Source organism: Chryseobacterium sp. 27AL, from assembly GCF_057815395.1.
In genome coordinates, this window is sequence record NZ_JBYRIW010000001.1 from 838,979 (window position 1) to 864,748 (window position 25,770).

At 36.9% G+C, this 25,770-nt stretch carries 24 protein-coding genes; 12 read left to right on the forward strand and 12 right to left on the reverse strand.

Annotated elements, in window-relative coordinates; genetic code table 11:
* Positions 1 to 7: 7 nt before the first annotated feature.
* The 8 genes from hisG to hisIE are packed head-to-tail and all read left to right on the forward strand — an operon-like array spanning position 8 to position 6,907.
* Positions 8 to 865, forward strand: a complete 858-nt coding sequence (gene hisG / locus AC3WV0_RS03615) for an ATP phosphoribosyltransferase (protein WP_488844074.1) — start codon at positions 8 to 10, stop codon at positions 863 to 865.
* Between the two features lies 1 nt (position 866).
* Positions 867 to 2,159: a histidinol dehydrogenase gene (gene hisD, locus AC3WV0_RS03620; protein ID WP_488844076.1), complete on the forward strand. Its 1,293-nt coding sequence runs from the start codon at positions 867 to 869 to the stop codon at positions 2,157 to 2,159.
* Positions 2,146 to 3,171, forward strand: a complete 1,026-nt coding sequence (hisC, locus tag AC3WV0_RS03625) for a histidinol-phosphate transaminase (RefSeq protein ID WP_488844078.1) — start codon at positions 2,146 to 2,148, stop codon at positions 3,169 to 3,171. The genes hisD and hisC overlap by 14 nt, the downstream gene beginning before the upstream one ends.
* A gap of 4 nt (positions 3,172 to 3,175) precedes the next feature.
* Entirely contained in the window at positions 3,176 to 4,270 is a 1,095-nt protein-coding gene (gene hisB / locus AC3WV0_RS03630; RefSeq protein WP_488844080.1) for a bifunctional histidinol-phosphatase/imidazoleglycerol-phosphate dehydratase HisB, read from the forward strand.
* Between the two features lies 1 nt (position 4,271).
* A complete protein-coding gene (gene hisH, locus AC3WV0_RS03635; protein WP_488844082.1) occupies positions 4,272 to 4,850 on the forward strand; it encodes an imidazole glycerol phosphate synthase subunit HisH in 579 nt (192 codons plus the stop codon).
* Between the two features lie 2 nt (positions 4,851 to 4,852).
* Entirely contained in the window at positions 4,853 to 5,575 is a 723-nt protein-coding gene (gene hisA / locus AC3WV0_RS03640; protein WP_488844084.1) for a 1-(5-phosphoribosyl)-5-[(5-phosphoribosylamino)methylideneamino]imidazole-4-carboxamide isomerase, read from the forward strand.
* Complete coding sequence (gene hisF / locus AC3WV0_RS03645; protein WP_488844086.1) at positions 5,568 to 6,320, forward strand: imidazole glycerol phosphate synthase subunit HisF; 753 nt, start codon at positions 5,568 to 5,570, stop codon at positions 6,318 to 6,320. Before hisA ends, hisF begins: the two co-directional genes overlap by 8 nt.
* Positions 6,317 to 6,907 carry a bifunctional phosphoribosyl-AMP cyclohydrolase/phosphoribosyl-ATP diphosphatase HisIE gene (gene hisIE, locus AC3WV0_RS03650; protein ID WP_488844088.1) on the forward strand — a complete coding sequence of 197 codons (591 nt, stop codon included), beginning with the start codon at positions 6,317 to 6,319 and terminating at the stop codon, positions 6,905 to 6,907. Before hisF ends, hisIE begins: the two co-directional genes overlap by 4 nt.
* Before the next feature lie 67 nt (positions 6,908 to 6,974).
* Here the strand turns inward: hisIE and AC3WV0_RS03655 are convergent, their stop codons facing one another.
* The 6 genes from AC3WV0_RS03655 to AC3WV0_RS03680 all read right to left on the reverse strand — a co-directional run bounded on the left by AC3WV0_RS03655 (position 6,975) and on the right by AC3WV0_RS03680 (position 13,570).
* Entirely contained in the window at positions 6,975 to 8,150 is a 1,176-nt protein-coding gene (locus tag AC3WV0_RS03655) for a M28 family peptidase (protein WP_488844090.1), read from the reverse strand.
* 102 nt (positions 8,151 to 8,252) lie between these two features.
* Entirely contained in the window at positions 8,253 to 8,597 is a 345-nt protein-coding gene (gene rplT / locus AC3WV0_RS03660; protein WP_050020978.1) for a 50S ribosomal protein L20, read from the reverse strand.
* A gap of 120 nt (positions 8,598 to 8,717) precedes the next feature.
* Positions 8,718 to 8,915, reverse strand: coding sequence for a 50S ribosomal protein L35 (rpmI, locus tag AC3WV0_RS03665; RefSeq protein WP_488844093.1), 198 nt, complete (start codon positions 8,913 to 8,915; stop codon positions 8,718 to 8,720).
* A gap of 376 nt (positions 8,916 to 9,291) precedes the next feature.
* Positions 9,292 to 9,792, reverse strand: coding sequence for a translation initiation factor IF-3 (gene infC, locus AC3WV0_RS03670; RefSeq protein ID WP_177175308.1), 501 nt, complete (start codon positions 9,790 to 9,792; stop codon positions 9,292 to 9,294).
* A gap of 152 nt (positions 9,793 to 9,944) precedes the next feature.
* A complete protein-coding gene (gene thrS, locus AC3WV0_RS03675) occupies positions 9,945 to 11,864 on the reverse strand; it encodes a threonine--tRNA ligase (protein ID WP_488844094.1) in 1,920 nt (639 codons plus the stop codon).
* 161 nt (positions 11,865 to 12,025) lie between these two features.
* Complete coding sequence (locus AC3WV0_RS03680; protein WP_488844095.1) at positions 12,026 to 13,570, reverse strand: hypothetical protein; 1,545 nt, start codon at positions 13,568 to 13,570, stop codon at positions 12,026 to 12,028.
* A gap of 148 nt (positions 13,571 to 13,718) precedes the next feature.
* Here AC3WV0_RS03680 and AC3WV0_RS03685 point away from each other — a divergent pair, with 148 nt between their 5' ends.
* The 4 genes from AC3WV0_RS03685 (at position 13,719) to leuB (ending at position 18,283) form a co-directional block, all read left to right on the forward strand.
* The gene (locus AC3WV0_RS03685) at positions 13,719 to 14,882 is read left to right on the forward strand and encodes a 2-isopropylmalate synthase (protein WP_090000917.1); all 1,164 of its coding nucleotides are present in this window, start codon (positions 13,719 to 13,721) and stop codon (positions 14,880 to 14,882) included.
* A 31-nt stretch (positions 14,883 to 14,913) separates the two neighbouring features.
* Complete coding sequence (gene leuC, locus AC3WV0_RS03690; RefSeq protein WP_488844097.1) at positions 14,914 to 16,296, forward strand: 3-isopropylmalate dehydratase large subunit; 1,383 nt, start codon at positions 14,914 to 14,916, stop codon at positions 16,294 to 16,296.
* A gap of 276 nt (positions 16,297 to 16,572) precedes the next feature.
* Complete coding sequence (gene leuD, locus AC3WV0_RS03695; RefSeq protein ID WP_488844099.1) at positions 16,573 to 17,172, forward strand: 3-isopropylmalate dehydratase small subunit; 600 nt, start codon at positions 16,573 to 16,575, stop codon at positions 17,170 to 17,172.
* Positions 17,162 to 18,283 carry a 3-isopropylmalate dehydrogenase gene (leuB, locus tag AC3WV0_RS03700; RefSeq protein WP_488844101.1) on the forward strand — a complete coding sequence of 374 codons (1,122 nt, stop codon included), beginning with the start codon at positions 17,162 to 17,164 and terminating at the stop codon, positions 18,281 to 18,283. Before leuD ends, leuB begins: the two co-directional genes overlap by 11 nt.
* Positions 18,284 to 18,430: 147 nt before the next feature.
* Here leuB and AC3WV0_RS03705 read toward each other — a convergent pair whose 3' ends face one another.
* From AC3WV0_RS03705 to AC3WV0_RS03730, 6 genes are all read right to left on the reverse strand, one after another.
* Positions 18,431 to 18,619, reverse strand: a complete 189-nt coding sequence (locus AC3WV0_RS03705) for a hypothetical protein (protein ID WP_488844103.1) — start codon at positions 18,617 to 18,619, stop codon at positions 18,431 to 18,433.
* Between the two features lie 11 nt (positions 18,620 to 18,630).
* Positions 18,631 to 19,236, reverse strand: coding sequence for a DUF4230 domain-containing protein (locus AC3WV0_RS03710; RefSeq protein WP_488844105.1), 606 nt, complete (start codon positions 19,234 to 19,236; stop codon positions 18,631 to 18,633).
* Between the two features lie 3 nt (positions 19,237 to 19,239).
* Positions 19,240 to 19,806, reverse strand: coding sequence for a TlpA family protein disulfide reductase (locus AC3WV0_RS03715; protein ID WP_090000911.1), 567 nt, complete (start codon positions 19,804 to 19,806; stop codon positions 19,240 to 19,242).
* Between the two features lies 1 nt (position 19,807).
* On the reverse strand, positions 19,808 to 20,275 hold the full coding sequence (locus AC3WV0_RS03720) for a pyrophosphohydrolase domain-containing protein (protein ID WP_090000910.1): 468 nt from the start codon (positions 20,273 to 20,275) through the stop codon (positions 19,808 to 19,810).
* A 218-nt stretch (positions 20,276 to 20,493) separates the two neighbouring features.
* Complete coding sequence (locus tag AC3WV0_RS03725; RefSeq protein ID WP_488844108.1) at positions 20,494 to 23,424, reverse strand: reprolysin-like metallopeptidase; 2,931 nt, start codon at positions 23,422 to 23,424, stop codon at positions 20,494 to 20,496.
* Positions 23,425 to 23,636: 212 nt separating this feature from the next.
* Positions 23,637 to 24,776, reverse strand: coding sequence for an acyl-CoA dehydrogenase family protein (locus AC3WV0_RS03730; protein ID WP_090000908.1), 1,140 nt, complete (start codon positions 24,774 to 24,776; stop codon positions 23,637 to 23,639).
* Between the last annotated feature and the right edge of the window lie 994 nt (positions 24,777 to 25,770).

Genomic DNA, 25,770 nt, shown 5'->3' on the forward strand with positions numbered 1-25,770 from the left:
AAGTGAAATGAGTATATTAAAAATTGCTATACAAAAAAGCGGCAGACTTTACGACGAATCCTTACAGCTGCTCAAAGATTGCGGTATTTTAGTCAACAACGGTAAAGATCAGCTGAAGGTTTCCGTAGACAATTTCCCAATGGAAATCATGTATTTACGGAACTCAGATATTCCTCAATACCTGGAAGACGGAATCGTTGATGTTGCGATTATCGGAGAAAATCTTATCGTTGAAAAACAAAAAAACATTCAAATAATTCAAAATCTGGGTTTTTCAAAATGTCGTGTATCATTAGCCATTCCGAAGGAAATTGAGACTGATGATATCAGCTATTTTCAGGGTAAAAAAATTGCTACCTCTTATCCCAATACCCTTAAAAATTTTCTTGATAAGCATAATATCTCTGCAGATATCCACGTGATCTCCGGATCTGTAGAAATTGCGCCCAATATAGGACTTGCCGACGGAATCTGTGATATCGTGAGTTCAGGAAGTACTTTGTTTAAGAATGGACTGAGAGAAACGGTAACACTTTTAACATCTGAAGCGGTATTGGCTGCAACACAGGAAATAAAACCGAAAAAAGCAGACACCCTTCAAAAATTAATTTTCCGGATTAAAGCTGTTTTAAAAGCAAAAAATTCCAAATATATCCTGATGAATGTTCCTGATGAAAAAATAGAGATCATTTCGAAAACACTTCCGGTTCTTAAAAGTCCGACCGTTATTCCGCTGGCTGAAAAGGGCTGGAGCAGCATCCATTCGGTGATTGACGAAGAAAGATTCTGGGAGGTAATTGATGAACTAAAAGAGAAAGGAGCACAGGATATTCTTATTATTCCAATTGATAAAATGGTGATTTAAAATGAACATTATACAATATCCACAAAAGAATGAATGGTCGAAATTCATTAAGAGGCCGGCTATAAAAAAAGAAAAACTTACTGAAATAATTGCCGATATTTTCTCACAGGTAGAAAAAAATGGAGATCAGGCTTTGATTAATTTCAATAAAAAATTTGATCAGGCGGAAATTGATAACCTCAAAGTTTCAGAAGAAGAAATAGCGTATGCGGAGGAACAAATTAGTAATGGCTTAAAATCGGCAATTCAGGAAGCGAAGGAAAATATTACCAAATTTCACGCTTCACAAATCCCTGGAATTGAAAAGATTGAAACGACTGAAGGTGTATTTTGCTGGCGGGAAAACAGAGCTATTGAAAAAGTCGGAATTTACATCCCTGGCGGTACTGCACCGCTGTTTTCTACAGTTCTGATGCTTACTATTCCCGCACAATTAGCTGGCTGTAAGGAAATTATCTTGTGTACCCCACCAGATGCACAAGGAAATATACATCCTGCCATTTTGTTCACAGCAAAACTTTGCGGAGTAACTGAAATTTTTAAAATAGGTGGCGCCCAGGCTATTGCGGCAATGGCTTTAGGAACGGAAAGTATTCCAAATGTTTACAAGATTTTCGGGCCGGGAAATCAATATGTTGTCGCTGCAAAAGATTTCGCTCAAAATTATAATGTCGCCATCGATATGCCTGCGGGGCCAAGTGAAGTTCTTGTCATCGCCGACGAACAGGCAATACCAGAGTTCTGTGCAGCCGATTTACTGTCACAGGCCGAACATGGAAGTGACAGTCAGGTAATTTTTCTTTCCACTGCTGAGAAAATTTTTAATGAAACCATTAAAGAAACAGAAAAACAGCTTGCAGTACTTCCAAGAAATGAAATGGCAAGAGAAGCTTTAGAAAACAGCTACTTTATTTTACTTAATACAATTGGTGATGCTTTGGAATTCAGCAATTTGTATGCTCCTGAACATTTAATTCTGGCAATAAATGATTCTGAAAATTTTATTGCTAAAATTCAAAATGCGGGTTCTGTCTTTTTGGGAAATTTTTCCTGCGAAAGTGCGGGAGATTATGCAAGCGGCACAAATCATACACTTCCCACCAATGGATTTGCAAAGAACTACAGCGGAGTTTCACTTGACAGTTTTGTGAAGAAAATTACTTTTCAGAATCTGTCAGAAGACGGATTGAGAAATTTAGGAAAAACTATAGAAATTATGGCAGAAGCAGAAGGACTATTCGCCCACAAAAATGCCGTTAGCATAAGATTAAAAAGAGAAAATGAAAAATTTTAATGTATATAATTTAGTCAGAAAAAACATATTAGACCTTAAGCCGTATGTAAGTTTCAGAGATCAAAATGAATTTATTTCACCTATTCTGCTTGACGCCAATGAAAGTCCTTTCGGTGAACTGAATCGTTATCCGGACTCTACACAGAAAGAATTAAAGCAAAAACTAGCTGAACTAAAAAATATTTCAGTTGACCAAATCGCAATAGGGAATGGCAGCGATGAATTGATTGATCTTATTCTTAAAGTCTTTTGTGAGCCTAAAAAAGATTCGATTTTAGTGATGAATCCTTCATTTGCAATGTATGGTTTTTATGCTAATATCAATGAAAATAATGTGATACAGCTAGATTTGGATGAAAATTTTGAAATTGATAAAAAAGAATTTTTAAAGATATCTAAAGATAATAATCCTAAAGTTTTTTTCCTCTGTTCACCAAATAATCCAACAGGAAATGCAATAGAAGATATTGAGTTCTACATCAAAAATTTTAACGGAATTGTCGTCGTTGATGAAGCGTATATTGAATTTTCAGGGAAGGAATCGAGCATTCAGCTTTTACAGAAATATTCAAATCTTATTGTACTTCAGACATTTTCAAAAGCGTGGGGGATGGCTGGCGCACGGGTAGGATGTGCTTATAGTTCCAGAGAAATTACTCAACTGATTAATACCGTAAAAGCACCGTATAACGTTAATTCATTAAGTTTAAATAAAATCATGCAATTAGTTAATTATAAAAACATTATAGAAGAAAATATAAAAAGTACTTTAAGTGAAATTTTAAGGTTAAAAAATGAATTGCTGAATATAGAATGTGTTAAAAAGGTATTTCCGACGGACGCCAATTTCCTTTTAATTGAATTTTATAATGCAGAAAAAGTGTATCAGGAATTACTGAAAAATGAAATCCTGACCAGCAAAAGAAGTCCCCAGATTCCGGAATGCATCAGAATAAATGTTGGAAAAAAAGAAGAGAATAATAAGTTAATTAATGTTTTAAAAGGAATTTAATTAAATGAAAAAAATACTATTTATAGACCGCGACGGAACATTAATCATTGAACCGCCAACAGATTTCCAGGTTGATTCTCTTGAAAAGTTAGAATTTTATCCGGGAGTTTTTCAGAATCTCGCAAAAATTGCCAAAGAACTTGATTATGAATTGGTCATGATTACCAATCAGGATGGATTAGGAACAACAAGTTTTCCATATGAAAGTTTTATAAACCCTCACAAAAAAATGTTGAAGTCATTTGAAAACGAAGGGATTATTTTTAACGATATTCTCATTGACAGGAGCTTTGAACATGAAAATCTTTCAACAAGAAAACCCGGAACCGGATTGTTGGGAAAATACATCTACGGAGATTATGATCTTAAAAATTCATTTGTGATCGGGGACAGAATAACGGATATTCAGTTAGCAAAGAATTTGGGCTCAAAAGCTATTTATATTAATAAAATTCAAAATAAAGATGCCGAACTGACAACAGAAAGCTGGAGTGAAATTTACCAATATCTTAAAAAAACTCCCAGAAAGATAAAAGTATCAAGGAAAACCAATGAAACTGATATCGAAATTAAAATCAATCTGGACGGAAACGGACAGGCCGACATCGAAACCGGGCTTCAATTCTTCAACCACATGCTTGAGCAGATTTCCAGACATGGCAATATCGACTTAAAAATTAATGCAGAAGGAGATTTACAGGTCGATGAGCATCATACGATTGAAGATACGGGAATTGTTTTAGGAGAAGCTTTTGCAAAAGCATTAGGAAGGAAAAAAGGTATTGAAAGATATGGTTTTCTTCTTCCGATGGACGACTGTCTGGCCCAGGTGGCCATTGATTTTGGCGGACGTTCCTGGCTGGTGTGGGACGTTAATTTTAAAAGAGAAAAAATAGGGGATGTCCCTACGGAAATGTTTTTTCATTTCTTTAAATCTTTTGCCGATTCGGCCCGGTGTAATATCAACATCAAAGCTGAAGGTGAAAATGAACACCACAAGATTGAATCTATTTTTAAAGCATTTGCAAAAGCCATAAAAATGGCAGTAAATCAAACAGATCAAAATTTTAATATCCCATCAACCAAAGGAACTTTATAAAATGATAGCCATAATAAAATATAACGGCGGAAATGTAAATTCTGTACAAAATGCATTATCAAGATTAAATGCGGAATCTATTATTACCGATGATACTGAAATCATAAAGCAGGCAGACAAGGTAATTTTTCCCGGTGTCGGTGAAGCCTCTTCAACAATGAAAATACTCAAAGAAAAAGGATTAGATCTGCTAATTCCCACCTTAACGCAGCCAGTTTTAGGCATCTGCCTCGGAATGCAGCTGATGTGTAGAGACAACGAAGAAGGAAACACACAAGGAATGGGCATTTTCGATATTGAAGTAAAGAAATTTCCCACAAATGATGTTGTACCCCATATGGGATGGAATACGCTCTCGGATTTTACATCAGGTCTTTTTTCAGGAATAACCGTGGATGATGATATGTATTTTGTACACAGTTATTATTGTGAATTATCAGAAAATACGACTTCAGTCTGCAATTATATTTTGCCATTTAGTGCATCACTTCAAAAAGACAATTTTTATGCGGTACAGTTTCACCCTGAAAAATCAGGAGATGTTGGAAGTCGTTTATTGGAAAACTTTTTAAAGCTTTAAGTATGAAAATTATCCCCGCCATTGATATTATTGATGGAAAATGTGTCCGGCTGTCGAAAGGCGACTACGGAACAAAGAAAATATATAATGAAAATCCTCTTGAAGTTGCCAAAGAATTTGAAAACTTCGGGATAAAATATCTTCACCTGGTAGATCTTGACGGTGCAAAATCAAAACATATCGTTAACCAAAAAGTTTTAGAAACCATTGCGAAAGAGACATCCTTGGAAATAGATTTCGGAGGAGGCTTAAAAACTTTGGAAGACATTGAAATTGCTTTTAATTCGGGAGCGAGACAAATTACCATTGGAAGCATTGCGGTTCAGGATCCTGATTTTTGTTTTGAGCTGATTAAAAAATATGGTCCGGAAAAAATTATTTTAGGTGCGGATTGTCAGAACAGAAAGATAAAAACTTCAGGCTGGCTCGAAGAAAGTCAACTGAATATTATAGAATTTATTCCTGAATATCAGAAAAAAGGAATAAAAAATGTGATCTGTACTGATATTTCAAAAGACGGAACGCTGGAAGGGCCTTCCACAGAACTTTATCAGGATATTTTAGATCAAACTGCTGTACAGCTTACTGCAAGCGGAGGCATATCTTGTCTGGAAGACGTTTATAAAATGAAAGAAATAGGATGTTCCGGAACCATTATCGGAAAGGCAATTTATGAAGGCAGAATCAGTTTGAATCAACTCCAAAATTTTATTGAAAATGCTTAAAAAAAGAATAATTCCATGTCTGGATATCAAAGACGGAGAAACTGTGAAAGGTATCAATTTCGAAGGCCTCCGGAATGCCGGTGACCCAATAGAACTTGCTAAAAAGTATGAAAAAGAAGGAGCTGACGAATTGATCTTCCTGGATATTACAGCAACCATCGAAGAACGAAAAACCTTTTTGAAACTCGTAAAAAAAATTGCCGCAGAACTCAGCATCCCCTTTACCGTCGGCGGTGGGATTACAAGCATTGAAGATGTGAGAATCTTACTCGAAGCCGGAGCCGATAAAATAAGTATAAATTCTTCGGCAGTTAAAAATCCACAGCTTATTGATGATCTTTCTAAAGAGTTTGGAAGTCAGTGTGTTGTAGTGGCCATCGATACAAAATTTGCAGACACGGGCGACTTTGTTCATATTAAAGGCGGAAGAGAAAATACGGGAATAAAAACTTTAGACTGGGCAAAAACAGCTGAAGATTTAGGTGCGGGAGAAATTTTACTGACTTCAATGGACGGTGACGGAACTAAAAGCGGTTTCGATCTTAGAATGACAAAGTTGATTTCAGAAAATGTCAATATCCCCCTAATCGCTTCCGGAGGAGCAGGAAAAAGTGCAGATTTTGAAATGGTCTTTAAACAGACCAAAGCTACCGGAGCTCTGGCAGCAAGCGTTTTCCATTTCAATGAAATAAATATCCAGGATTTGAAAAATAAATTAAAAAATAAAAATTTACCCATACGATGAAAATTAATTTTAATAAAAATGAGAACGGTTTAATCCCTGTCATTATACAGGATATCAGGACATTGCAGGTTTTAATGTTAGGTTACATGAATGAAGAAGCTTTTGAAAAAACCGAAAAAGAAGGAATAGTCACATTTTTCAGCCGTTCAAAAAACAGGTTATGGACAAAAGGTGAGGAGTCGGGAAATTTCCTTACCGTAGAAAGTATAACTGCAGATTGCGATCAGGACACGATATTAATTAAAGCATTGCCTAAAGATATAGTCTGTCATACAGGAAGTTTCAGTTGTTTTGGAGATAAAGATTCCAAAGGATTTATATATGAACTGGAAGACAATATCGAACGGCGAATCAATGAAAAAGCAGAAAATTCATATACTTATTCACTGTTCCGGAAAGGGATAAATAAAATCACCCAAAAAGTAGGAGAGGAAGCCGTAGAGCTGGTTATTGAAGCCAAAGATAATGATGAGAATCTTTTCAAAAATGAAGCAGCCGATCTCCTCTATCATTTTTTGATTTTGCTAAAATATAAAAATTTGAGTTTTAATGATATCGAGCAAATTCTTATCGGACGTAGTAAATAAAGTAATAATGGCTTAAAAAGGTTTCGGCGGGCAAAGCCCGCCGAAACCCCATATTTATAAAAACTAATTATTTCCCAATAACAATTTTTCTGACCGCAGTCTGATTATTTGTTTTTATATTACACAAATAAGCACCGTTAGCCAGTCCTGAAACATTGATCTTTGTTTCATTTTGCGTATTGCTAATTAAACGGCCGTTCATATCTGTGATTTCTACATGAAAATCTTTAATATCTTTAGGCAGTTCAATATTGATAAAATCTTGGGAAGGATTAGGATAGATTCTAACTGATTCTAAAGCATTTAAGCTGACATCTTTAGTACCAAGCTGAGCCGTGGTTGCCGTGGCAAAATGTTGCAATGCTCCGACAGCAGCCTTTCCTACATTGAATACATACACCGGATCTACATTAGCAAAAGTATCGTTTATAGTATGTTCGTTGTAACTTCTTACATTTTCATAAAAACCTGTAATGATATCACCATTCGCTTCAAAAGGCATATAATCAGAAGAATACGCATTAGACATAACCGTCTGCAACGGAGAATATAATTCCGTACAGTTAGCCAATTGCTGAGTAAAAGCAAGCGATGGAGCATTATTTGCCGTTTGTCCGGACTGATCGCTCTCACATTTTATAGCATCATTATTATTTCCAATTTTTCCACCTACCTGATCGATATTAAAGACCAACCTTACATTAAGTTGTCGGACACCATTCTGGAAAACGACATTGTCGGCGTAATGTCCACTACCTTGCAATCCCTGCTCCTCACCGGAAAAATGAATAAATTTGATTGAATATTCAGTCGGAATATCTTTCAGAATTCTTGCTGCTTCGAGAATGATTGAAGTTCCGCTGCCGTTGTCACTCACACCGGGACCTGTAATCGTATCGTAATGACCGCAAATAATAACATAAATATTAGGATAAACCGTTCCTGTTTTTGTTATAATTAAATTTTTTGAATTTACATTTCCTCCAAATGTAAAAGCATCTTCCGTAATCTGATTAGCAGAATACCCGTAAGACTGATATTTAGCTTTCAGCCAGTTCAAGGCATTTGTATTGGCCGCTGATCCGGTGGTTTTCACGCCTAGATTTTCAAATTCCTGAAGAAGGGTGGTAATATTGGTCTGGGAAACCTGATCGGCCCTGTTTTTATAAGCCTGAATAAAACTTTGAGCCTGCAAGCCATAGGATGCTAAAGAAATAAGCAGAAGAGTACTTAGTTTTTTCACTTTTAAATAAAATTTTACGTCTTTAATAATTTAGCAAATGTATATAATAAAAAAATCCCAGGCAAAAAACCCGGGATTTATATTGATAACAAAAATTTTACATTATTTTACTTGATCTACAACTGCTTTGAAAGCTTCAGGGTGATTCATTGCTAAATCTGCTAAAACTTTTCTGTTAAGCTCAATGTTGTTCTTTTTAAGAGCCCCCATAAATTGAGAGTAAGACATTCCGTGCTCTCTGGTTCCCGCGTTGATACGAGTGATCCAAAGCGCTCTGAAGTTTCTCTTTTTCTCTTTTCTACCACGGTAAGCATATTGCATTGCTTTTTCTACCGCGTTTTTAGCTACAGTCCAAACGTTCTTTCTTCTTCCGAAATAACCTTTAGCTTGCTTAAAAATTTTCTTTCTGCGAGCTCTGGAAGCTACGGCATTTACTGATCTTGGCATAATTTAAATTGTTTTTTTGAAATGTGCGGTAACTGTTTCATTACTCTTAGTTGCTCCATTTCAGGGTTAAAATGTTGAATTTGTTTGAATTCTTATAAACCGAATATAGATTTATAAAAACTACTTAATGGCTAATTGACGTTGAACACTCTTCTCGTCCACTTTAGCAACATAAGAAGTTTGCGTAAGATTTCTCTTCTGCTTCGTTTCTTTCTTTGTCAAGATGTGGCTTTTGAAAGCATTTTTTCTTTTGATCTTACCAGAACCGGTAAGAGCAAAACGTTTCTTAGCACCTGATTTCGTTTTTAATTTTGGCATTGTTTTGCTTTTTATTGTTTTGTTATCAATTCTTTTTCAATAAGTAATGCATCCGTTTACGATATAGCAATGACAAATAATTATTACATTGTTACTTTTAAATTGTTACATTACCCTGGGCGTGTCCCTCGCTCGCTCGTTCCGCTTTGCTCCACTCACTCACTCGGGTCGGGCTATTCATTACAAGTCCTCGCACAGCGCTATTTCCTTCGTTTGCTGTGGGCTTTTCATTACTATCCCTCACGCAAATAATCGCGACTGCAAAATTACTAAAAATAATAATACAAAAAGAGACTTTCATAGAAAATCTCCTTTTGTTATCTTAAATCATCAGTAAAGCCTAAAACTTTAAAAACCGATGATCATACATTATAGATTATTTAGCCGGTTTTTTAGGACTCATCATCATAATCATTCTCTTTCCTTCAAGCTTGGGAAGCTGATCTACTTTTCCAACATGCTCCAGCTCCTGGGCAAGTTTTAAAAGAAGGATTTCTCCCTGGTCCTTAAAGATAATCGAACGTCCTTTAAAAAATACGTAGGTCTTTAATTTTGAACCTTCCTCAAGGAATTTTTCAGCATGCTTCTTCTTAAATTCGTAATCGTGTTCGTCAGTCTGAGGTCCGAAACGGATTTCTTTTACGACCACTTTTACCTGCTTGGCTTTAAGTTCCTTCTGTTTTTTCTTTTGCTCGTATAAGAACTTTTTATAGTCCAAAACTCTAGCAATAAACGGTTCAGCCTTATCGGAAATTACTACCAGATCAAGCTCCTGCTCCTGAGCAATCTGTCTTGCTTTTTCTGTAGGATATACTCCCGGCTCTACGTTATCGCCCACTAAACGAAGCTCTCTCACACGAATTTTATCGTTGATCAAGTGAGCGTCCTCCTGTACCGGACGTCTCTGTGGGCCCCTGTTGTTAAATCTTTGTGCTATTGTATTATAATTTTATTGGTTAACTCTAATTTAATTATATCCAGTATTAATTTATAAACTATTTCAATACTGAATTTTGAATCGTTGATTTTTTATATCGCAGATTCTTTTTTGAAATAAGAAACGAAATCCTCAAGATTCATAACTCCTAAATCACCTTCACCCCGTCTACGTACAGAAATTGTGCCATCCTTCTCTTCATTTTCACCTACAACCAGCATGAATGGAATTTTGTTTAATTCTGCATCACGGATCTTCTTACCTGTCTTTTCGTTTCTGTTATCAATCTGACCGCTAATATCGTGATTTTCTAAAAATTCTGAAACTTTTTTAGCATAATCTGCATATTTTTCACTGATCGGAAGAATAATAAACTGATCCGGGCTCAACCACAATGGGAAGTCTCCGGCAGTATTTTCCAGAAGGATCGCAATAAAGCGCTCCATAGAACCAAACGGCGCTCTGTGAATCATTACCGGTCTGTGCTTCTCATTATCGTTTCCGATATAGTGAAGATCAAATCTTTCCGGCAGGTTATAATCAACCTGGATCGTTCCAAGCTGCCATTTTCTGCCTAAAGCATCCTTTACCATGAAATCAAGCTTAGGACCGTAGAATGCTGCTTCACCATATTCAACGACAGTTTTTAAACCTTTGTTTTTCGCCGCTGTAATGATTGCATTTTCCGCTTTTTCCCAGTTCTCGTCGGAGCCGATATATTTTTCTCTGTTTTCAGGATCTCTTAATGAAACCTGAGTCACAAAATCTTCGAAACCTAATGATCTGAAAACATACAGTACAAGATCAATTACCGCTTCAAATTCCCCCAAAAGCTGATCCGGAGTACAGAATAAGTGTGCATCATCTTGAGTAAATCCACGAACTCTTGTCAAGCCGTGAAGCTCTCCTGATTGCTCATATCGGTAAACGGTTCCGAATTCTGCATATCTTTTCGGTAAGTCTCTGTAGCTCCATTGCGAAGTTTTATAAATTTCACAGTGGTGAGGACAGTTCATCGGCTTCAGCATGAATTCTTCTCCTTCATTCGGAGTTTTGATCGGCTGGAAGCTGTCTGCTCCATATTTATCCCAGTGTCCTGAAGTTACATACAATTCTTTTGCTCCGATATGTGGCGACATTACGAATTCATAACCTCCTTTTTTCTGAGCGGCAGAAAGGAAATTCTCCAGTTTTCTTCTTAAGGCAGTTCCTTTTGGCAACCAAAGCGGCAACCCGGCACCTACTTTTTCAGAGAAAGCGAAGATTCCTAATTCTTTACCTAATTTTCTGTGATCCCTTCTTTTGGCTTCTTCAAGTCTTTCAAGATATTCTGTTAATTCTTTCTGTTTAGGGAAAGAAATACCGTATACTCTTGTCAGCTGAGGATTTTTTTCATTTCCTCTCCAGTAAGCTCCGGCTGCATTTAATATCTTAACAGCTTTTACAATACCTGTATTCGGAATATGTCCTCCACGACAAAGATCTGTAAAATCATCGTGGGTTACAAAAGTGATTTCCCCATCATTCAGATTAGAGATCAGTTCTACTTTATAAGGATTATCTGCATAGACCTTTAATGCTTCTTCTTTAGAAACAGGGTACAATGAAAAAGTTGAACCTTTTTTAGCATTTTCCAATACTTTCTTTTCAATTTTCTCGAAATCTTTTTCAGACAAACTTTCGTCACCGAAATCTACATCATAATAGAAACCGCTTTCGATCGCAGGACCGATTGTCAACTTAGCATTAGGATAAAATTCAAGGATTGCCTGCGCCAGAAGGTGGGCAGAAGAATGCCAAAACGCCTTCTTTCCAAGATCATCATTCCATGTCAATAGTTGTACCGTAGAATCCGTGGTGATAGGTGTGGTTGTTTCTACTTGTTTGTCATTAACAATTGCGGAAATGGTGTTTCTAGCCAATCCCTCGCTTATAGATTTTGCCACATCTAGCGGAGTAACTCCTGCCTCGAATTCTTTGACACTATTGTCTGGAAGTGTAATTTTTATCATTGTTTACTAAGAAATTTTAAGATGCAAAAATACGGAATTTTTATTTAAAATGCTACAGATGTATCTATTTGGCGGAAGATTTAATACTAAAAAGCAAATAAAACCGTTTTTAAAGATTGAAATAATATCAACTTTTTAATTATGAATATGTTATAATTATTTTAATGATCTCTTTTATATCTCACTTTCTCTTTAATAATTTCGATAACGTCAACATTTCTCACTTTAGATTTTACCCAGCCATGAATATCGATGTACAATAAAGACCTCCTGTAATACTCATTTCCTTCAAAAACATCCAACTTTTTATCAAATTCTTTGAAAGATTCCAACTGATTGTGAGGCGTTAAATTATTCAGATTTTTAAAAAAATTCACGCTTTCAAAATGAAATTCATCCGGCTTTTTCATTTTTTTCGCGAATTTGAGAGTTGCTTTGATAAACTCATCATAATCTTCATCATTTCCTGACTCATACTTAGCCATTAAAATCAAAATCCGTGTATGAAACAACAGATCTTCCTGAACATTTCCTTTGGATTCCGTTATTTTTAGAGCATACTTTATTGATTCTTTAAATTTCTTACTTCCGAAAAACATAGCTGCCATTTTAAGATACAAAATCATAAAATGATGCTCATCGATTTTGTCGCGAAGCCTTTCCATTTTCAGTTCAATTTCCGGAATCAGTTTTGAGCCTGAAAAGAATTCACCTTTAACAAAGTGAATATTCATCAACGTATTATAATGTGTCAGAAAAATAAGAGATTGTAAGTTTTCATTTTGAGTAAAACTTGAAGAATGTACGACCTCATTAAATGTGTTAAAACTATTTTCTAAAATATCAATATTCCCATAAAGAAAAAGGATTTTCAGGAGGTACGTATTTCCTTTGATATACCATACGGGATGACTCGTGATCATCTCTGGATTTTTGTGAAATAAATCTACCCACTGAAAGGCATATTTCAATGTATATTTATATTCCTGGAGCAATTGGTTTTTCCAGACGTGAGCTTTAAAATACCACAGTTTCTCTGTAAAATTCAGTTTTTCAAAAGTTATTTTTTGAATTTGTGAAGTAAAGATCTCCATGACTTCAGCACGCTCTTCATCAGTTTTTACATAGCCGTGCGTCAGCATTTCACTGTAGAGTTTCAGCGAAAGATTGGATAATTCCGTGGCATAATGATTCTGCTTGCTGATTTCAGTTGATTGCCTGATGAGTTCATCTGCACGCCCTTCAATACTTCTTGTAATGAACTGTGATTCAATTACTTTCTCTAAATCAATCACTTCCGAAGCAATTGTTTTTTCATCAAGTTCCAATGCCGACTGTTTCGTTTTGTCTAAAATTTTCAAAGCCTGCTTATAAAGACCTTTCTGATACAGAATATTTGCAAAGTCAAGCTGTTCACGCAATTGGATCCGGTAATTCTGATGACTCGGATTCATACGTAAGCTCACTAAAATTTGCTTATAAAGGTGCGCTTTTAAATTGGACAGCTGTTGTTTTGTGGAAATTTTTTTGCTGATGATTGTATTTTCATCATATTCTTTCATCTTATCGATTTCCGAAAAAAGAAGAAGAAATTTTGCATCAACATTAATTCCAAGACGGTTTACATACAGCTTGAATTGCCTTTTTTCCGAAGTCGTCAATGACTTAATAAGGACAAATAAAAAATCTTTCTGCAATTCTGCCATTGTAAATTTTTATAAATTAAAATTCTGATAAACAAATAATTAAATTCAAATTTCAATATTTTGAGTATTGTAATTTTTATTAAAACCAATAAAGACTAAACGTTTCATCTTTCTAGTTTTGATTCAAAATTAAGTAAAAAACTTCATTATGAATTCCGAAAAAGTTGAAATTTTTGACACCACGCTACGGGACGGAGAGCAGGTTCCGGGCTGCAAACTCAATACGGAACAGAAATTAGCTATTGCGGAAAAACTCGATGAGCTTGGTGTTGACATCATTGAAGCGGGATTTCCTATTTCAAGTCCGGGAGATTTTCATTCCGTTTCAGAAATTTCAAAATTGGTGAAAAATGCAAAAGTATGCGGGCTGACAAGAGCTAACCAAAAAGATATCGAGGCTGCTGCCGAAGCACTAAAATACGCCAAAAGACCAAGAATTCATACAGGAATCGGAACTTCAGATTCTCATATCAAATATAAATTTAACTCCAACAGGGAAGATATTATTGAAAGAGCCGTTCAGGCTGTAAAATATGCCAAAACTTTCGTGGAAGATGTGGAATTTTATGCCGAAGACGCCGGAAGAACTGACAATGATTATCTTGCGAAAGTTTGCGAAGAAGCCATCAAAGCCGGAGCAACAGTTCTTAATATTCCCGATACAACAGGGTATTGTCTTCCTGAAGAATACGGAGAAAAAATAAAATATTTAAAAGAAAACGTAAAAGGAATTGAAAAGGCGGTTTTATCCTGCCATTGTCATAATGATCTTGGACTGGCCACAGCCAATTCAATTTCGGGAGTAATTAATGGGGCAAGACAGATAGAGTGCACCATCAACGGACTTGGAGAAAGAGCAGGAAATACCGCACTGGAAGAAGTTGTCATGATTCTTAAACAACATAAAAATTTAAAATTATACACAGAGGTCAACTCCAAAATGCTCAACGCTATGAGTGTTTTGGTGTCTGATCTTATGGGGATGCCCGTGCAGCCGAATAAAGCTATCGTGGGAGCCAATGCTTTCGCTCACAGTTCGGGAATTCACCAGGATGGCGTTATCAAAAACAGAGAAACTTACGAGATTATCGATCCTTCGGAGGTGGGTGTCAATGCTTCATCGATTATTCTTACAGCAAGAAGCGGACGTTCAGCACTCGCGTACCGATTCAAAAATATCGGTTTTGATGTTACTAAAAATGAGCTGGATTTTTTATATCAGGAATTTCTTAAGATAGCTGACCATAAAAAGGAAGTCAATAATGATGACTTAAGTTTAATTATTGATAAAGTAACAAAAAAAATAGGGTAGAGTATTGATTTTCTTTTAGATATAAATAAAAATGAACAACAATAAAAAAACACTTTTTGATAAAGTCTGGGACGCTCATGTTGTGGAAACTGTGCCCGACGGACCTCAAATTATATATATTGACAAACATCTGATCCATGAAGTAACAAGCCCACAGGCTTTTGCAGAATTGGAATCACGAAACCTGGAAGTTTTCAGGCCAAAACAGATTGTTGCTACAGCCGACCATAATGTTCCCACATGGGATCAGGATAAGCCGATACGCGACGAATCTTCCAGAAACCAGGTTCAGCAACTTACAGAGAATTGCAAAAAAAATAATATTGAACTGTATGGTTTGGGCCATCCTTATCAGGGGATCGTTCACATCATTGCCCCGGAACTGGGAATTACACAGCCGGGAATGAGTATTGTCTGCGGAGACAGCCATACTTCAACACACGGAGCTTTCGGATCTATTGCCTTCGGAATTGGTACAAGCCAGGTAGCACAGGTTTTTGCAAGCCAGTGTTTACTGCTGAATAAACCGAAATCCATGAGAATTACCGTAAATGGGAAATTAAATAAAAACGTTCAGCCAAAAGATGTAATTCTCTATATCATTTCTAAAGTCGGAACCGATGGCGGAACAGGATATTTCTGCGAATATGCCGGAAATGTTTTTGAAGAAATGTCGATGGAAGGAAGAATGACCGTCTGCAATATGAGCATTGAAATGGGTGCCCGCGGCGGAATGATCGCACCGGATGAAACCACTTTCAGTTATGTCAAAGGAAGAACATTTGCCCCACAAGGCGAAGAATGGCAGGAAAAATTGGAGTACTGGAAAACGCTGAAAACAGATGAAGGAGCGATTTTCGATGCAGAATTTACATTTGACGCTTCTGAAATTTATCCGATGGTTACGTACGGAACAAATCCGGGAATGGGAATTTCGATCAGTCAGAATATTCCGGTTCCACAGAATGATTCTGAGGAAAAGGCACTGAAATATATGGGTTTAAAGGCAGGCCAGGCGCTTTCTGATATCAAAGTGAATTATGTTTTTATCGGAAGCTGCACCAATGCAAGAATCGAAGATTTCCGTTCGGCGGCAAATTATATTAAAGGTAAACATAAATCAGAACATGTACAGGCTTTAATTGTTCCGGGGTCACAACAGGTTGTAAAACAGATTTTTGAAGAAGGCCTGGATAAAATTTTTAACGAGGCAGGTTTCCAAATAAGACAACCGGGATGCTCCGCATGTTTAGCGATGAATGATGATAAAATTCCGGAAGGTGAATATTGTGTTTCCACTTCTAACAGAAATTTTGAAGGAAGACAGGGACAGGGAGCCAGAACAATATTAGCAAGTCCCTTAACCGCCGCAAAAGTCGCTATCGAAGGGAAAATTTCGGTTTTTGAAAACTGATGGTACAGGTGATTTTACTTCGTAAGTGAATTATCAATGGTGAGTTTTATTACATAAGTCAATAGTTAACGGTGATAGTCAAATGTTTATTTTAATGTTTTAAACAATTTACTATTGACTCACAAAGTGAAATTAACCGTTCACTTTTCTAGCCCCGATAGAAACGGTTACCCCGCAGCAAGTGAAGGCAAAAGCTATGGAGCGAGGAGTATGAGTGGATAGCGGGATAAAGCTCCTGAAAAATAATAAATAATTAAAGCTAATTATTCAGAAAAAATGCAAAAATTAATCACAATAAAATCCACGGCGATTCCTTTGCCGGTAGAAAATATAGATACGGATCAGATCATTCCGGCCAGGTTTTTAAAAAGTATTGATAAAAAAGGCTTTGGAGATAATCTTTTTAGAGACTGGAGATACAATGTTCATACAAATGAGCCCAATCCTGATTTTGTGCTAAACAATCCTAAATACAGCGGTGAAATTCTCGTTGCAGGAAACAATTTCGGTTGCGGAAGCAGTCGGGAGCATGCAGCGTGGTCTTTAACAGATTATGGATTTAAAGTAGTTGTTTCCAGCTTTTTCGCAGATATTTTTAAGGGTAACGCATTGAATAACGGCTTGTTACCTGTGAAAGTTTCTGAAGATTTTTTAAAAGAAATTCTAAGCGGAATCACGGAAGATCCTGAAAAAGAAATTCTGGTGGACGTTGAAAAACAAACAATTACTTTTAATGATAAAACAGAAAGTTTTGAAATTGATTCTTATAAAAAAATATGCCTGATGAATGGCTACGATGATATTGATTTTTTGATCAGTAAAAAGCAGGCAATTCAGGAATTTGAATTAAAAACACAAAAAGTATATGAAAACTAACTTTAAAATAGCAGTTCTTCCGGGAGACGGAATCGGACCGGAAGTCGTAGGAGAAAGTATTAAAATCTTGGAAGCAATAGCAGAAGCTTTCCATTATAAATTCGAGTTTAAATACGGATTAATGGGCGCTGAAGCGATTTATAAAATAGGAAATCCTTTACCGGATGAAACACTGCAAATCTGCAAAGAATCCGATGCAGTTCTTTTTGGGGCTATCGGAGATCCGTCTTTTGATAATAATCCTGACGCAAAAGTTCGCCCTGAACAAGGTTTGCTGAAACTTCGTAAAGAGCTTGGACTTTTTGCAAATATAAGACCTCTTAAAACATATAGCTCTCTGATTGAAAAGAGTCCTTTAAAAAAAGAAATTATTGAAGGAACTGATATTCAGATTTTCAGGGAACTGGTGAGCGGAATTTATTTTGGTGAAAAATTCACCGATGAAGAAGCCGGTTACGCTTACGACATTTGTAAGTACAACCGTGATGAGATTTCCCCGATCGTTCATATGGCTTTTCAGGAAGCGCAAAAGCGCAGAAAAAAGTTGACATTAATTGATAAAGCCAATGTTTTAGATACTTCAAGGCTGTGGAGAAAAGTCTGTAAAGAAGTCGCAGCAGAATATCCTGACGTAGAACTGGATTTTATGTTTGTTGATAATGCCGCCATGCAATTGATTTTAAATCCAAAACAGTTTGACGTAATCGTAACAGAAAATATGTTTGGTGATATAATATCCGACGAAGCGAGCGTGATTGGTGGCTCTATCGGTTTGTTGCCTTCCGCTTCGATAGGGAATGGTAATGCTTTATTTGAGCCTATTCACGGTTCTTATCCCCAGACAAAAGGCAAAGGAATTGCCAACCCGATTGCTTCTATTTTGAGTACAGCAATGATGCTTGATTATTTGAAACTCGACCAGGCTGCGGAAAAATTAAGACAGTCTGTAGAACATGCTATTGAAAATAAATATGTAACGGTAGATCTGAATGCAGAACAACCTTATTCGACTAGTGAAGTGGGAAGCTTTATTGCAGATTTTATTACTTATTCCGAGAAATCTTATTACAATTTTGAAAATGTAAAGCTCGGAAAATCTACCATTGTTTGACATCATAAATTTCGCTTCGCTGCAATTAGATAAGTAGTAAAGAGTCCATAAAATTCATATAGCGGAGCGAATTTCTTACGGTTTGATTTTTATTTGTATATTTTTTTTCTGAAAAAGGTTCCGCTTCAATAAAGCAGAACCTTTTTATTATTCTTCCGTATTATCAGTTTTTCCGGATTTATTATTTTGTGAAGATTTCTGAACGTCTTCCTTATCTACATCAGACGGATTTGTCTTTTTTGATGATGCAGGAATATTCGGAAAATCCTGATTTTGTTTTTTTGTTTCGGCAGCGTTTGCCGGCTCTTCTTTTTTGTTTTTTTCTTGCGGATCCATAGCCTTTAAATTTACAATTTTAAAACACCCAGCTTTCCTGTCTGGTCTTCTATCTTGTAATTCAAAGCCTTTGCCAAAACGAATATTGAATTGAGATTTTCCATTAATTGCTGGCGACCTTCATTTCTCAGTCGGTTCTGGTCGATGGAATTGGTTGCTGTAATTTTAGCTTTCTGCGTTACATTTTTAATATCCTTTTCAGAAATCCTGTTAAAGAAAGAATCATCAAGAGACTGAATTTCAACGCTTGGGGTGATTCTTATTTCTGCTTCAGGTAATTCCGTAATAATCAGTTTTTTGTTAACGGAATCCACTTCCATTTTCATTTTATTAAGATCATAAGAAACCTGCGCATTGGTTTTAGTATACGTGATAATGCTGTTGCTGGAAACTTCTTTTCCGAAAAATTCATAACCCATTTTTGTCTTTTGCATCGATGAAGTGTTCTGCTCAAGAACAACCATTTTATTCATCTTTGAAATCTGATTGGTCAGGATATAATAATCTGATTTTTCAGTTTTCTCGGCAGGATTAAAACAGGATCTGAAACTGAAAAACAGGATAATCATCAAAATGACTCCTGCAAGAAAGGGTAGTATTATTTTTAAGTTTCTCAATACTTATTTATTAAAAATTTCTTTGATTACGGATTGGTCGTCTTTTTTTAATATTTCAACCAGATCTCTTTCAATATAGCCAGTAGTCGGCATTTCTATGATTCTTCCGACTTCTTTACCATATCTTTCCAGAATAATCGTCGGAACTTTCTGAATGTTGTAACGAACCTCATCGCCTGTAGGTGATTCCTTTTTGCGGTTTACAGCAATAATTGTCAGCTTGCTTTCAGGATATTTTACTTCCTCCAGGATTTTCATCAGTCTTGGAAAATCCCTGTGGCTGTCTTCGCACCATGTTCCCATAAAAACGGTAATGCTGTAAGAATTTATTTTATCTTTTTTAAGTTCGCTGATTGCTTTCTGATCGAGTGCATATTCATCATGTTCTTTAACATACCAGTCAGAATAGGGAGCTTCGAGGAATTTCGCTTTTAACTGATTCCCCAGAAGCATTTTACCGTCATCGGTTGTTTCCACTTCACGTCCTACTACAACTTTCTGTGCACTAAGCTGCTGAGCTGTAAAAAATAGAACGGAAATAGTGAGAATACTCTTAATAATTTTTTTCATGCTATTTTTCAATAATTGTCTTCAAATCGGCAGGAGAATAATATTTGTTTTTCAGAACTTTATGATCTGCTTTTCGGTAAACATTATATTTTTCACCTGATTTTTCATAAAATGATTCTACATCTTTTGCTTTGTAAAATTCAACGGTTTCCTGCGCCTGCTCTTCATTGTCACATGCCTTTGACATGTTTGAGCGCTGAACCTCATCGAACAGTTCTACAAATTTATTGCCAAGTCCAAATTCCAGAACGGCACCACTTAAAACGTACTGCAGATCACACAACGCATCGGCAATTTCCACGATATTATTGTCCGCAATCGCCTGTTTAAGCTCATTAAGTTCTTCCTGTAAAAGCTCAACGCGAAGATTGCATCTTTCCGGTGAAGGAATCTGCGGAGTTTCTAAAATTGGGGCTTTAAAAGTGGTGTGGAATTCTGCTACCTGGTTCAGACTGTCAATTTTATCCATGAATATTTTTTATTTACGCAAATATAAAAATAAGGTTTCAGAAATATCGATTCATGACTTAGGTTTTTACGATTTAATAAAAATGATTAGTTGTCAATCATGAATCGTGAATTTTATTTTTAATCATTAAAGAAATATCATTTATTACCTATCACTCATTACCCCAAAAAAAAGACTGCCCGTTTCCGGACAGCCTTTCGGTTTAATTGAATCAGCTATTAGTTTTTAATGAATCTCTTGGAAGTTTCTCCGATCTGAATCAAATAAGCACCTTTGATAAGACTGCTTACATTCACAGAGCCTCTTTCAAGTTTTCCTGAATTGATTAGTTTTCCACCCATATCGAAGATTTTGTAATCTTCTGCCGTCGTATTTGAGATATATAAAATGTCTTTTACAGGATTAGGATACAGCTTAATATCTGTCAGAAGATCTTTTGTACCTGTTTCATTTCTTCCGGATGATACGATATTTAAAGTATAATCTTCTACCTGTCCGTACGTATAAGTGCCACATGATGATGAAGGAACAGAGCTATACTGCATCATTACCCTCATTCTTGTGCTTCCCAACGTTGCTGTAGAAGGTATCGTAATTGAACCTGTTACAGGACTTGTTGTTGAACCTGATTTTGACCATGCCAGTTCTCCGCTGTCTGTAAAATCTCCGTCGCCGTTATAATCAATATAGACAGCATAAGCTTCACTGTAAACCGTCGATGTCCACACCGGAGTTACGGAAATAGTATAAGCTGTTCCCCTGGTAACATTGGTAGAAACGGAAGTAAAGTTTTCATAACCTGAAGTCCCTGTCGAAGTATTATTAATAGAGCCGAATTTCACATTTCCGATTCTTTCATCAGCCGTATTATTGGCAGAAGCTGAGCAGTAAGAAACTGTGCTTCCGGCAAGAGTGGTTACACTAACCGTATTGCTGGATGAAGAAACATTTCCTGCTGCATCCTTCGCTCTTACAGAGAAGCTGTATGTGGTAGAAGGAGTAAGACTTGTTACGGTGTAAGATGTTGATGCCGTGGAACCGATCAGTGAAGATCCCTGATAAACATCGTAGCCTGTCACCGCTACATTATCCGTTGCACCAGACCATGAAAGATTAGTACTTGTAGAAGTGGTGCCTGAAGCGGCTAATGATGGGGCCGTTGGTGCTGTGGTGTCTGATGTTCCGGAGCCTGCATTTACGATGATATTGGCATTATTCACATCAAAGAAAATATGATTGGAGCCTTTTACCATAATCCTTCCTGTTGTAGTCGATGAATTAGGAATCGTCACTGCCTGGGAACCGTCATTTGGTGTTCCGGCAAGTAGAGTAGTCCAGGTATTCCCGGAATCTGTAGACCAAAGAATATCAACATTCGCCGCATTTACACCATTTGCTGTTGTTCCTGCAACATTCCAGGTTACGGTTTGAGAAGTTCCTCCCGTATAGGTTGTTGCTGAATTCTGTGAGCTTACACTGAAAGGACCTGCTGTTCCGTTCACAGTGATCACGGCATCATCGGAATTGTTTCCTGATCCGCCGGATCTATTGTCACGAACTGTAAATCTAAAATTATAAGTTCTGGCTACATTAGATAAGGCTTCCACAGTAATCTCTGAACCGGCTGTTGTTGTCGCTCCGGCTAGTACGGAAGCCATTCTTGGGAAATATCTTACCGGTGAAGCGGTTGGCGTCCATGATCTGAAAGTTGGCCCTGAAGATTTGGTAGCACTGGCTGCAGAACTGGCTCCTGTCTGGGAAGAAGAAGCGTTATCCATTTGCTCCCAGATATAAGTTAAAGAATCTCCGTTTGCATCCGTTCCTGTTCCGGTTAGCATAAAAGGTGTTCCTTTCGGGATGGTATAATCTGATCCTGCATTAGCTGTAGGGATTGAATTCCCGGTATTTGTGCTTACAGGACACGTTTTTGCTTTAATATTATTGGTAATCTGCTGGATACTGATCGCATGGAAGAAAGCATCAGAATGCGGCTGGATATCCTGACTTGTAATGCCTGCATATCCCATGATTGTTGATCCTGATCCCGGCTCCATATTGGCTCCGGTTCCTTCGTTGCTCATTGAAAACGTATGGTTTCCTCCAAACTGATGTCCCATTTCGTGGGCAACATAGTCGATATCAAAATTATCTCCCGAAGGAATTCCGTCTGCCGGAGAGGTATAACCGCTTCCTTTAGAACCATTTGTACATACACATCCGATGCAACCTGCATTTCCTCCGCCTCCCGAAGCTCCGAAAAGATGTCCTATGTCATAATTGGCTTCACCAATAACCGAAGTTAAAGTAGACTGTAATTGAGAATTCCAGTTATTCATCTGGGATGCAGAAGAGTAGGGATCAGATGAAGCACTTGTATAAATCACCGCATCATTGTTGGAAATCAAGACCATTCTTGCAGAGAAGTCTTTCTCAAAAACACCGTTAACGCGGGTCATCGTGTTATTCATTGCAGCTAATGCATTGGCTTTCGTTCCACCGAAGTACGCGGTATATTCTCCGGTGCAGGACAGGGCAAGTCTGAAAGTTCTTAGTTTAGCATCATCAGCATTAGGCCTTGCAGTCATATCACTGGCAGTTGCTACACCTTTTTGGGCAACATCCAGCACGGTACATTCAAATTTATTAAGATCATCTTTTTTATCCGATTTTTTATAAACGATATACGTCGAAAGATCTTTAGTATATGGTTCAATAAAAACCGCCGATTTATTACCATAGATTTCCATGGACGACAGACCTAACGGAGAAACACTGAAGTATACAGTAGAATCCGGATTTTCCAGGCCTTCTCCTACGTAAGATTTAATATCAGGATATTTTGCGGCGAGCTGCGGATCGAAATTGGAATTTTCCCTGATCTTGAAGTTTTCCATTTTTCCGTCAGCATTTGGAAAGGAGATAATAATCTCTGATTTTTCTCCTGCAGCCAATCTTTTTGGCGCCTGGGCTAGAACATTCTTTAATCCGTTAATGTCAAGGCTGTAAATTTTAGGATTAATAATGTTGCTTTTGTTTTCAAAGATCCCGGAAGTTCCTTTTCCTGATCCCGGCGACCAGAGACGATCGGTCTGCGCGAAAGAAATGCCTGAAAGAAAAAGCATTCCCAACAACGTTAATTGTTTTTTCATAAAAAATTATTTTTGATTGTGGAACTCCAAATCTAATAAAAATTCAATTACGAAAAACAAAATTTTTTAAGAATTTTTTAGATATTTAGTATAAATAATTATGTATTACATTAAATAATACACATCAATATACTTGTATTTAAATAAAAATAATACCCGCAACATGCGGGTACTATTCACTTTTTGAAGATATAATTCTCTTTTATATCACCTTATTTTGTAATATCTCTGCCGATAACCAATCGTTGAATTTCAGAAGTTCCTTCACCGATCGTACAAAGTTTTGAATCTCTGTAGTATTTTTCAGCAGGGAAATCTTTAGTATATCCATAACCTCCGAAGATCTGAACCGCATTATTTGCAATTCTTACACAAGCTTCAGAAGCATAAAGTTTGGCCATTGCGCCTTCTTTGGTCATTTTCTGCTTGGCATTTTTCAAAGTGGCAGCTCTCTGGATCAGCAATTCTGCAGCATCAATTTCCGTAGCCATATCAGCCAGCATAAAGTTGATGGCCTGGAACTCTGAAATAGACTTACCAAACTGCTGTCTTTCTTTCGCATATTTCAATGCAGCTTTATAAGCTCCTCTTGCTGTTCCTAAACTCAATGCAGCAATAGATATTCTTCCTCCGTCAAGGATTTTCATAGCCTGTTTAAATCCTTCACCCACTTCTCCTAATCGGTGAGAATCTGGAACACGAACATTGTCGAAAATCAATTCTGCGGTTTCGGAAGCTCTCATTCCCAGCTTATTTTCCTTTTTACCGGAAGAAAAGCCCGGCATTCCTTTTTCTAATACGAAAGCAGTAGAATTATTTTTAGCTCCCTTTTCACCGGTTCTTGTCATCACCACGGCAATATCACCTGAAATAGCGTGGGTAATAAAGTTTTTAGCTCCACTGATGATCCATTCATCACCATCTTTTACAGCGGTTGTAGACATTCCTCCGGAATCAGAACCTGTATTATGCTCTGTTAATCCCCATGCACCGATTACCTTTCCTGATGCCAGCTGAGGAAGCCATTTATTTCGCTGTTCTTCATTTCCGAATTCGTAAATATGATTGGTACAAAGTGAATTGTGCGCCGCTACAGAAAGTCCGATAGAAGGGTCAACCTGGGAGATCTCATCCAGAATGGTAACATACTCGTGATATCCAAGACCAGAGCCTCCATATTGCTCAGGAATAACAATTCCCATAAACCCCATTTCTCCTAACTCATGAAACAAATCTTTAGGGAAAGTCTGACTTTCATCCCACTCCATAATATTAGGTCTAATATTTTTTTCAGCAAATTCTCTTGCCGTTTCCGCTATCATTTTAATGTTGTCAATAGTCTCTGTATTCATATAGATATATAGTTAGTTCCCAAAGATAACCAAATTGACGGAAGGTCCAAAAAAATTATTTAAAGCATGGTAAGTTATCCGCAAATTTTTAGTTTTCAGTTTTTTATAAGCTTAAATCAAAAATGACTTAATTAAAACAAGACATATCAATTGATGATTGCCCATCCGATTTTTAGTCTCATTAGAAAACTTCCGGAGCCCGCAACGATTATTTCTTTCTGTTTTACATCGCAGGCATCGGAAGGGTATTCCGACAGAGCCCCGGACTCATCTGAACAGATTTTGTAATCAAAAGATTTATTTGAAAATAAAAGAAGCTGTCCTAAAAGTCTGGATAATCCTTTTTTGTAATCGCCACGAATTTATCTGATTAAATAATGATTTTATAGCACAGCGTAGGATTTGCTCCTTGGGAGCAATATCTGTGTAGGATTAATATTAGCATCTTGTACCAGAACTCCGTAGGAGTTCTATCTTATCATAGCACACCTACGGCGTGCTTGCGATATATCATTGTTTTTTCTACTACACAGATATTGCTCCTCCGGAGCATAAAAATTACTTGTTCAATTTTCAGACATAAAAAAAGAGGCTGTCCAAACTTATAGGACAGCCTCTTTGGTTAGTCTTTTTTCCTGACTTCAGGGAGCTTCATAGCTTGCTTAATCAGCTTACCCGGGCGAAATTTTGTAATCGCCACGAATTTATCTGATTAAATAATGATTTTATAGCACAGCGTAGGATTTGCTCCTTGGGAGCAATATCTGTGTAGGATTAATATTAGTATCTTGTACCAAAACGCCGTAGGAGTTCTATCTTATCATAGCACACCTACGGCGTGCTTGCGATATTTCATTGTTTTTTCAACTACACAGATATTGCTCCTCCGGAGCATAAAAATTACTTGTTCAATTTTCAGACATAAAAAAAGAGGCTGTCCAAACTTATAGGACAGCCTCTTTGGTTAGTCTTTTTTCCTGACTTCAGGGAGCTT

Bases quoted from the DNA above. Each gene is read 5' to 3' on its own strand.
- hisG (WP_488844074.1), top strand. From the start codon at position 8: ATGAGTATATTAAAAATTGCTATACAAAAAAGCGGCAGACTTTACGAC.
- hisD (WP_488844076.1), top strand. From the start codon at position 867: ATGAACATTATACAATATCCACAAAAGAATGAATGGTCGAAATTCATT.
- hisC (WP_488844078.1), top strand. From the start codon at position 2,146: ATGAAAAATTTTAATGTATATAATTTAGTCAGAAAAAACATATTAGAC.
- hisB (WP_488844080.1), top strand. From the start codon at position 3,176: ATGAAAAAAATACTATTTATAGACCGCGACGGAACATTAATCATTGAA.
- hisH (WP_488844082.1), top strand. From the start codon at position 4,272: ATGATAGCCATAATAAAATATAACGGCGGAAATGTAAATTCTGTACAA.
- hisA (WP_488844084.1), top strand. From the start codon at position 4,853: ATGAAAATTATCCCCGCCATTGATATTATTGATGGAAAATGTGTCCGG.
- hisF (WP_488844086.1), top strand. From the start codon at position 5,568: ATGCTTAAAAAAAGAATAATTCCATGTCTGGATATCAAAGACGGAGAA.
- hisIE (WP_488844088.1), top strand. From the start codon at position 6,317: ATGAAAATTAATTTTAATAAAAATGAGAACGGTTTAATCCCTGTCATT.
- rplT (WP_050020978.1), bottom strand. From the start codon at position 8,597: ATGCCAAGATCAGTAAATGCCGTAGCTTCCAGAGCTCGCAGAAAGAAA.
- rpmI (WP_488844093.1), bottom strand. From the start codon at position 8,915: ATGCCAAAATTAAAAACGAAATCAGGTGCTAAGAAACGTTTTGCTCTT.
- thrS (WP_488844094.1), bottom strand. From the start codon at position 11,864: ATGATAAAAATTACACTTCCAGACAATAGTGTCAAAGAATTCGAGGCA.
- AC3WV0_RS03680 (WP_488844095.1), bottom strand. From the start codon at position 13,570: ATGGCAGAATTGCAGAAAGATTTTTTATTTGTCCTTATTAAGTCATTG.
- AC3WV0_RS03685 (WP_090000917.1), top strand. From the start codon at position 13,719: ATGAATTCCGAAAAAGTTGAAATTTTTGACACCACGCTACGGGACGGA.
- leuC (WP_488844097.1), top strand. From the start codon at position 14,914: ATGAACAACAATAAAAAAACACTTTTTGATAAAGTCTGGGACGCTCAT.
- leuD (WP_488844099.1), top strand. From the start codon at position 16,573: ATGCAAAAATTAATCACAATAAAATCCACGGCGATTCCTTTGCCGGTA.
- leuB (WP_488844101.1), top strand. From the start codon at position 17,162: ATGAAAACTAACTTTAAAATAGCAGTTCTTCCGGGAGACGGAATCGGA.
- AC3WV0_RS03705 (WP_488844103.1), bottom strand. From the start codon at position 18,619: ATGGATCCGCAAGAAAAAAACAAAAAAGAAGAGCCGGCAAACGCTGCC.
- AC3WV0_RS03715 (WP_090000911.1), bottom strand. From the start codon at position 19,806: ATGAAAAAAATTATTAAGAGTATTCTCACTATTTCCGTTCTATTTTTT.
- AC3WV0_RS03720 (WP_090000910.1), bottom strand. From the start codon at position 20,275: ATGGATAAAATTGACAGTCTGAACCAGGTAGCAGAATTCCACACCACT.
- AC3WV0_RS03725 (WP_488844108.1), bottom strand. From the start codon at position 23,424: ATGAAAAAACAATTAACGTTGTTGGGAATGCTTTTTCTTTCAGGCATT.
- AC3WV0_RS03730 (WP_090000908.1), bottom strand. From the start codon at position 24,776: ATGAATACAGAGACTATTGACAACATTAAAATGATAGCGGAAACGGCA.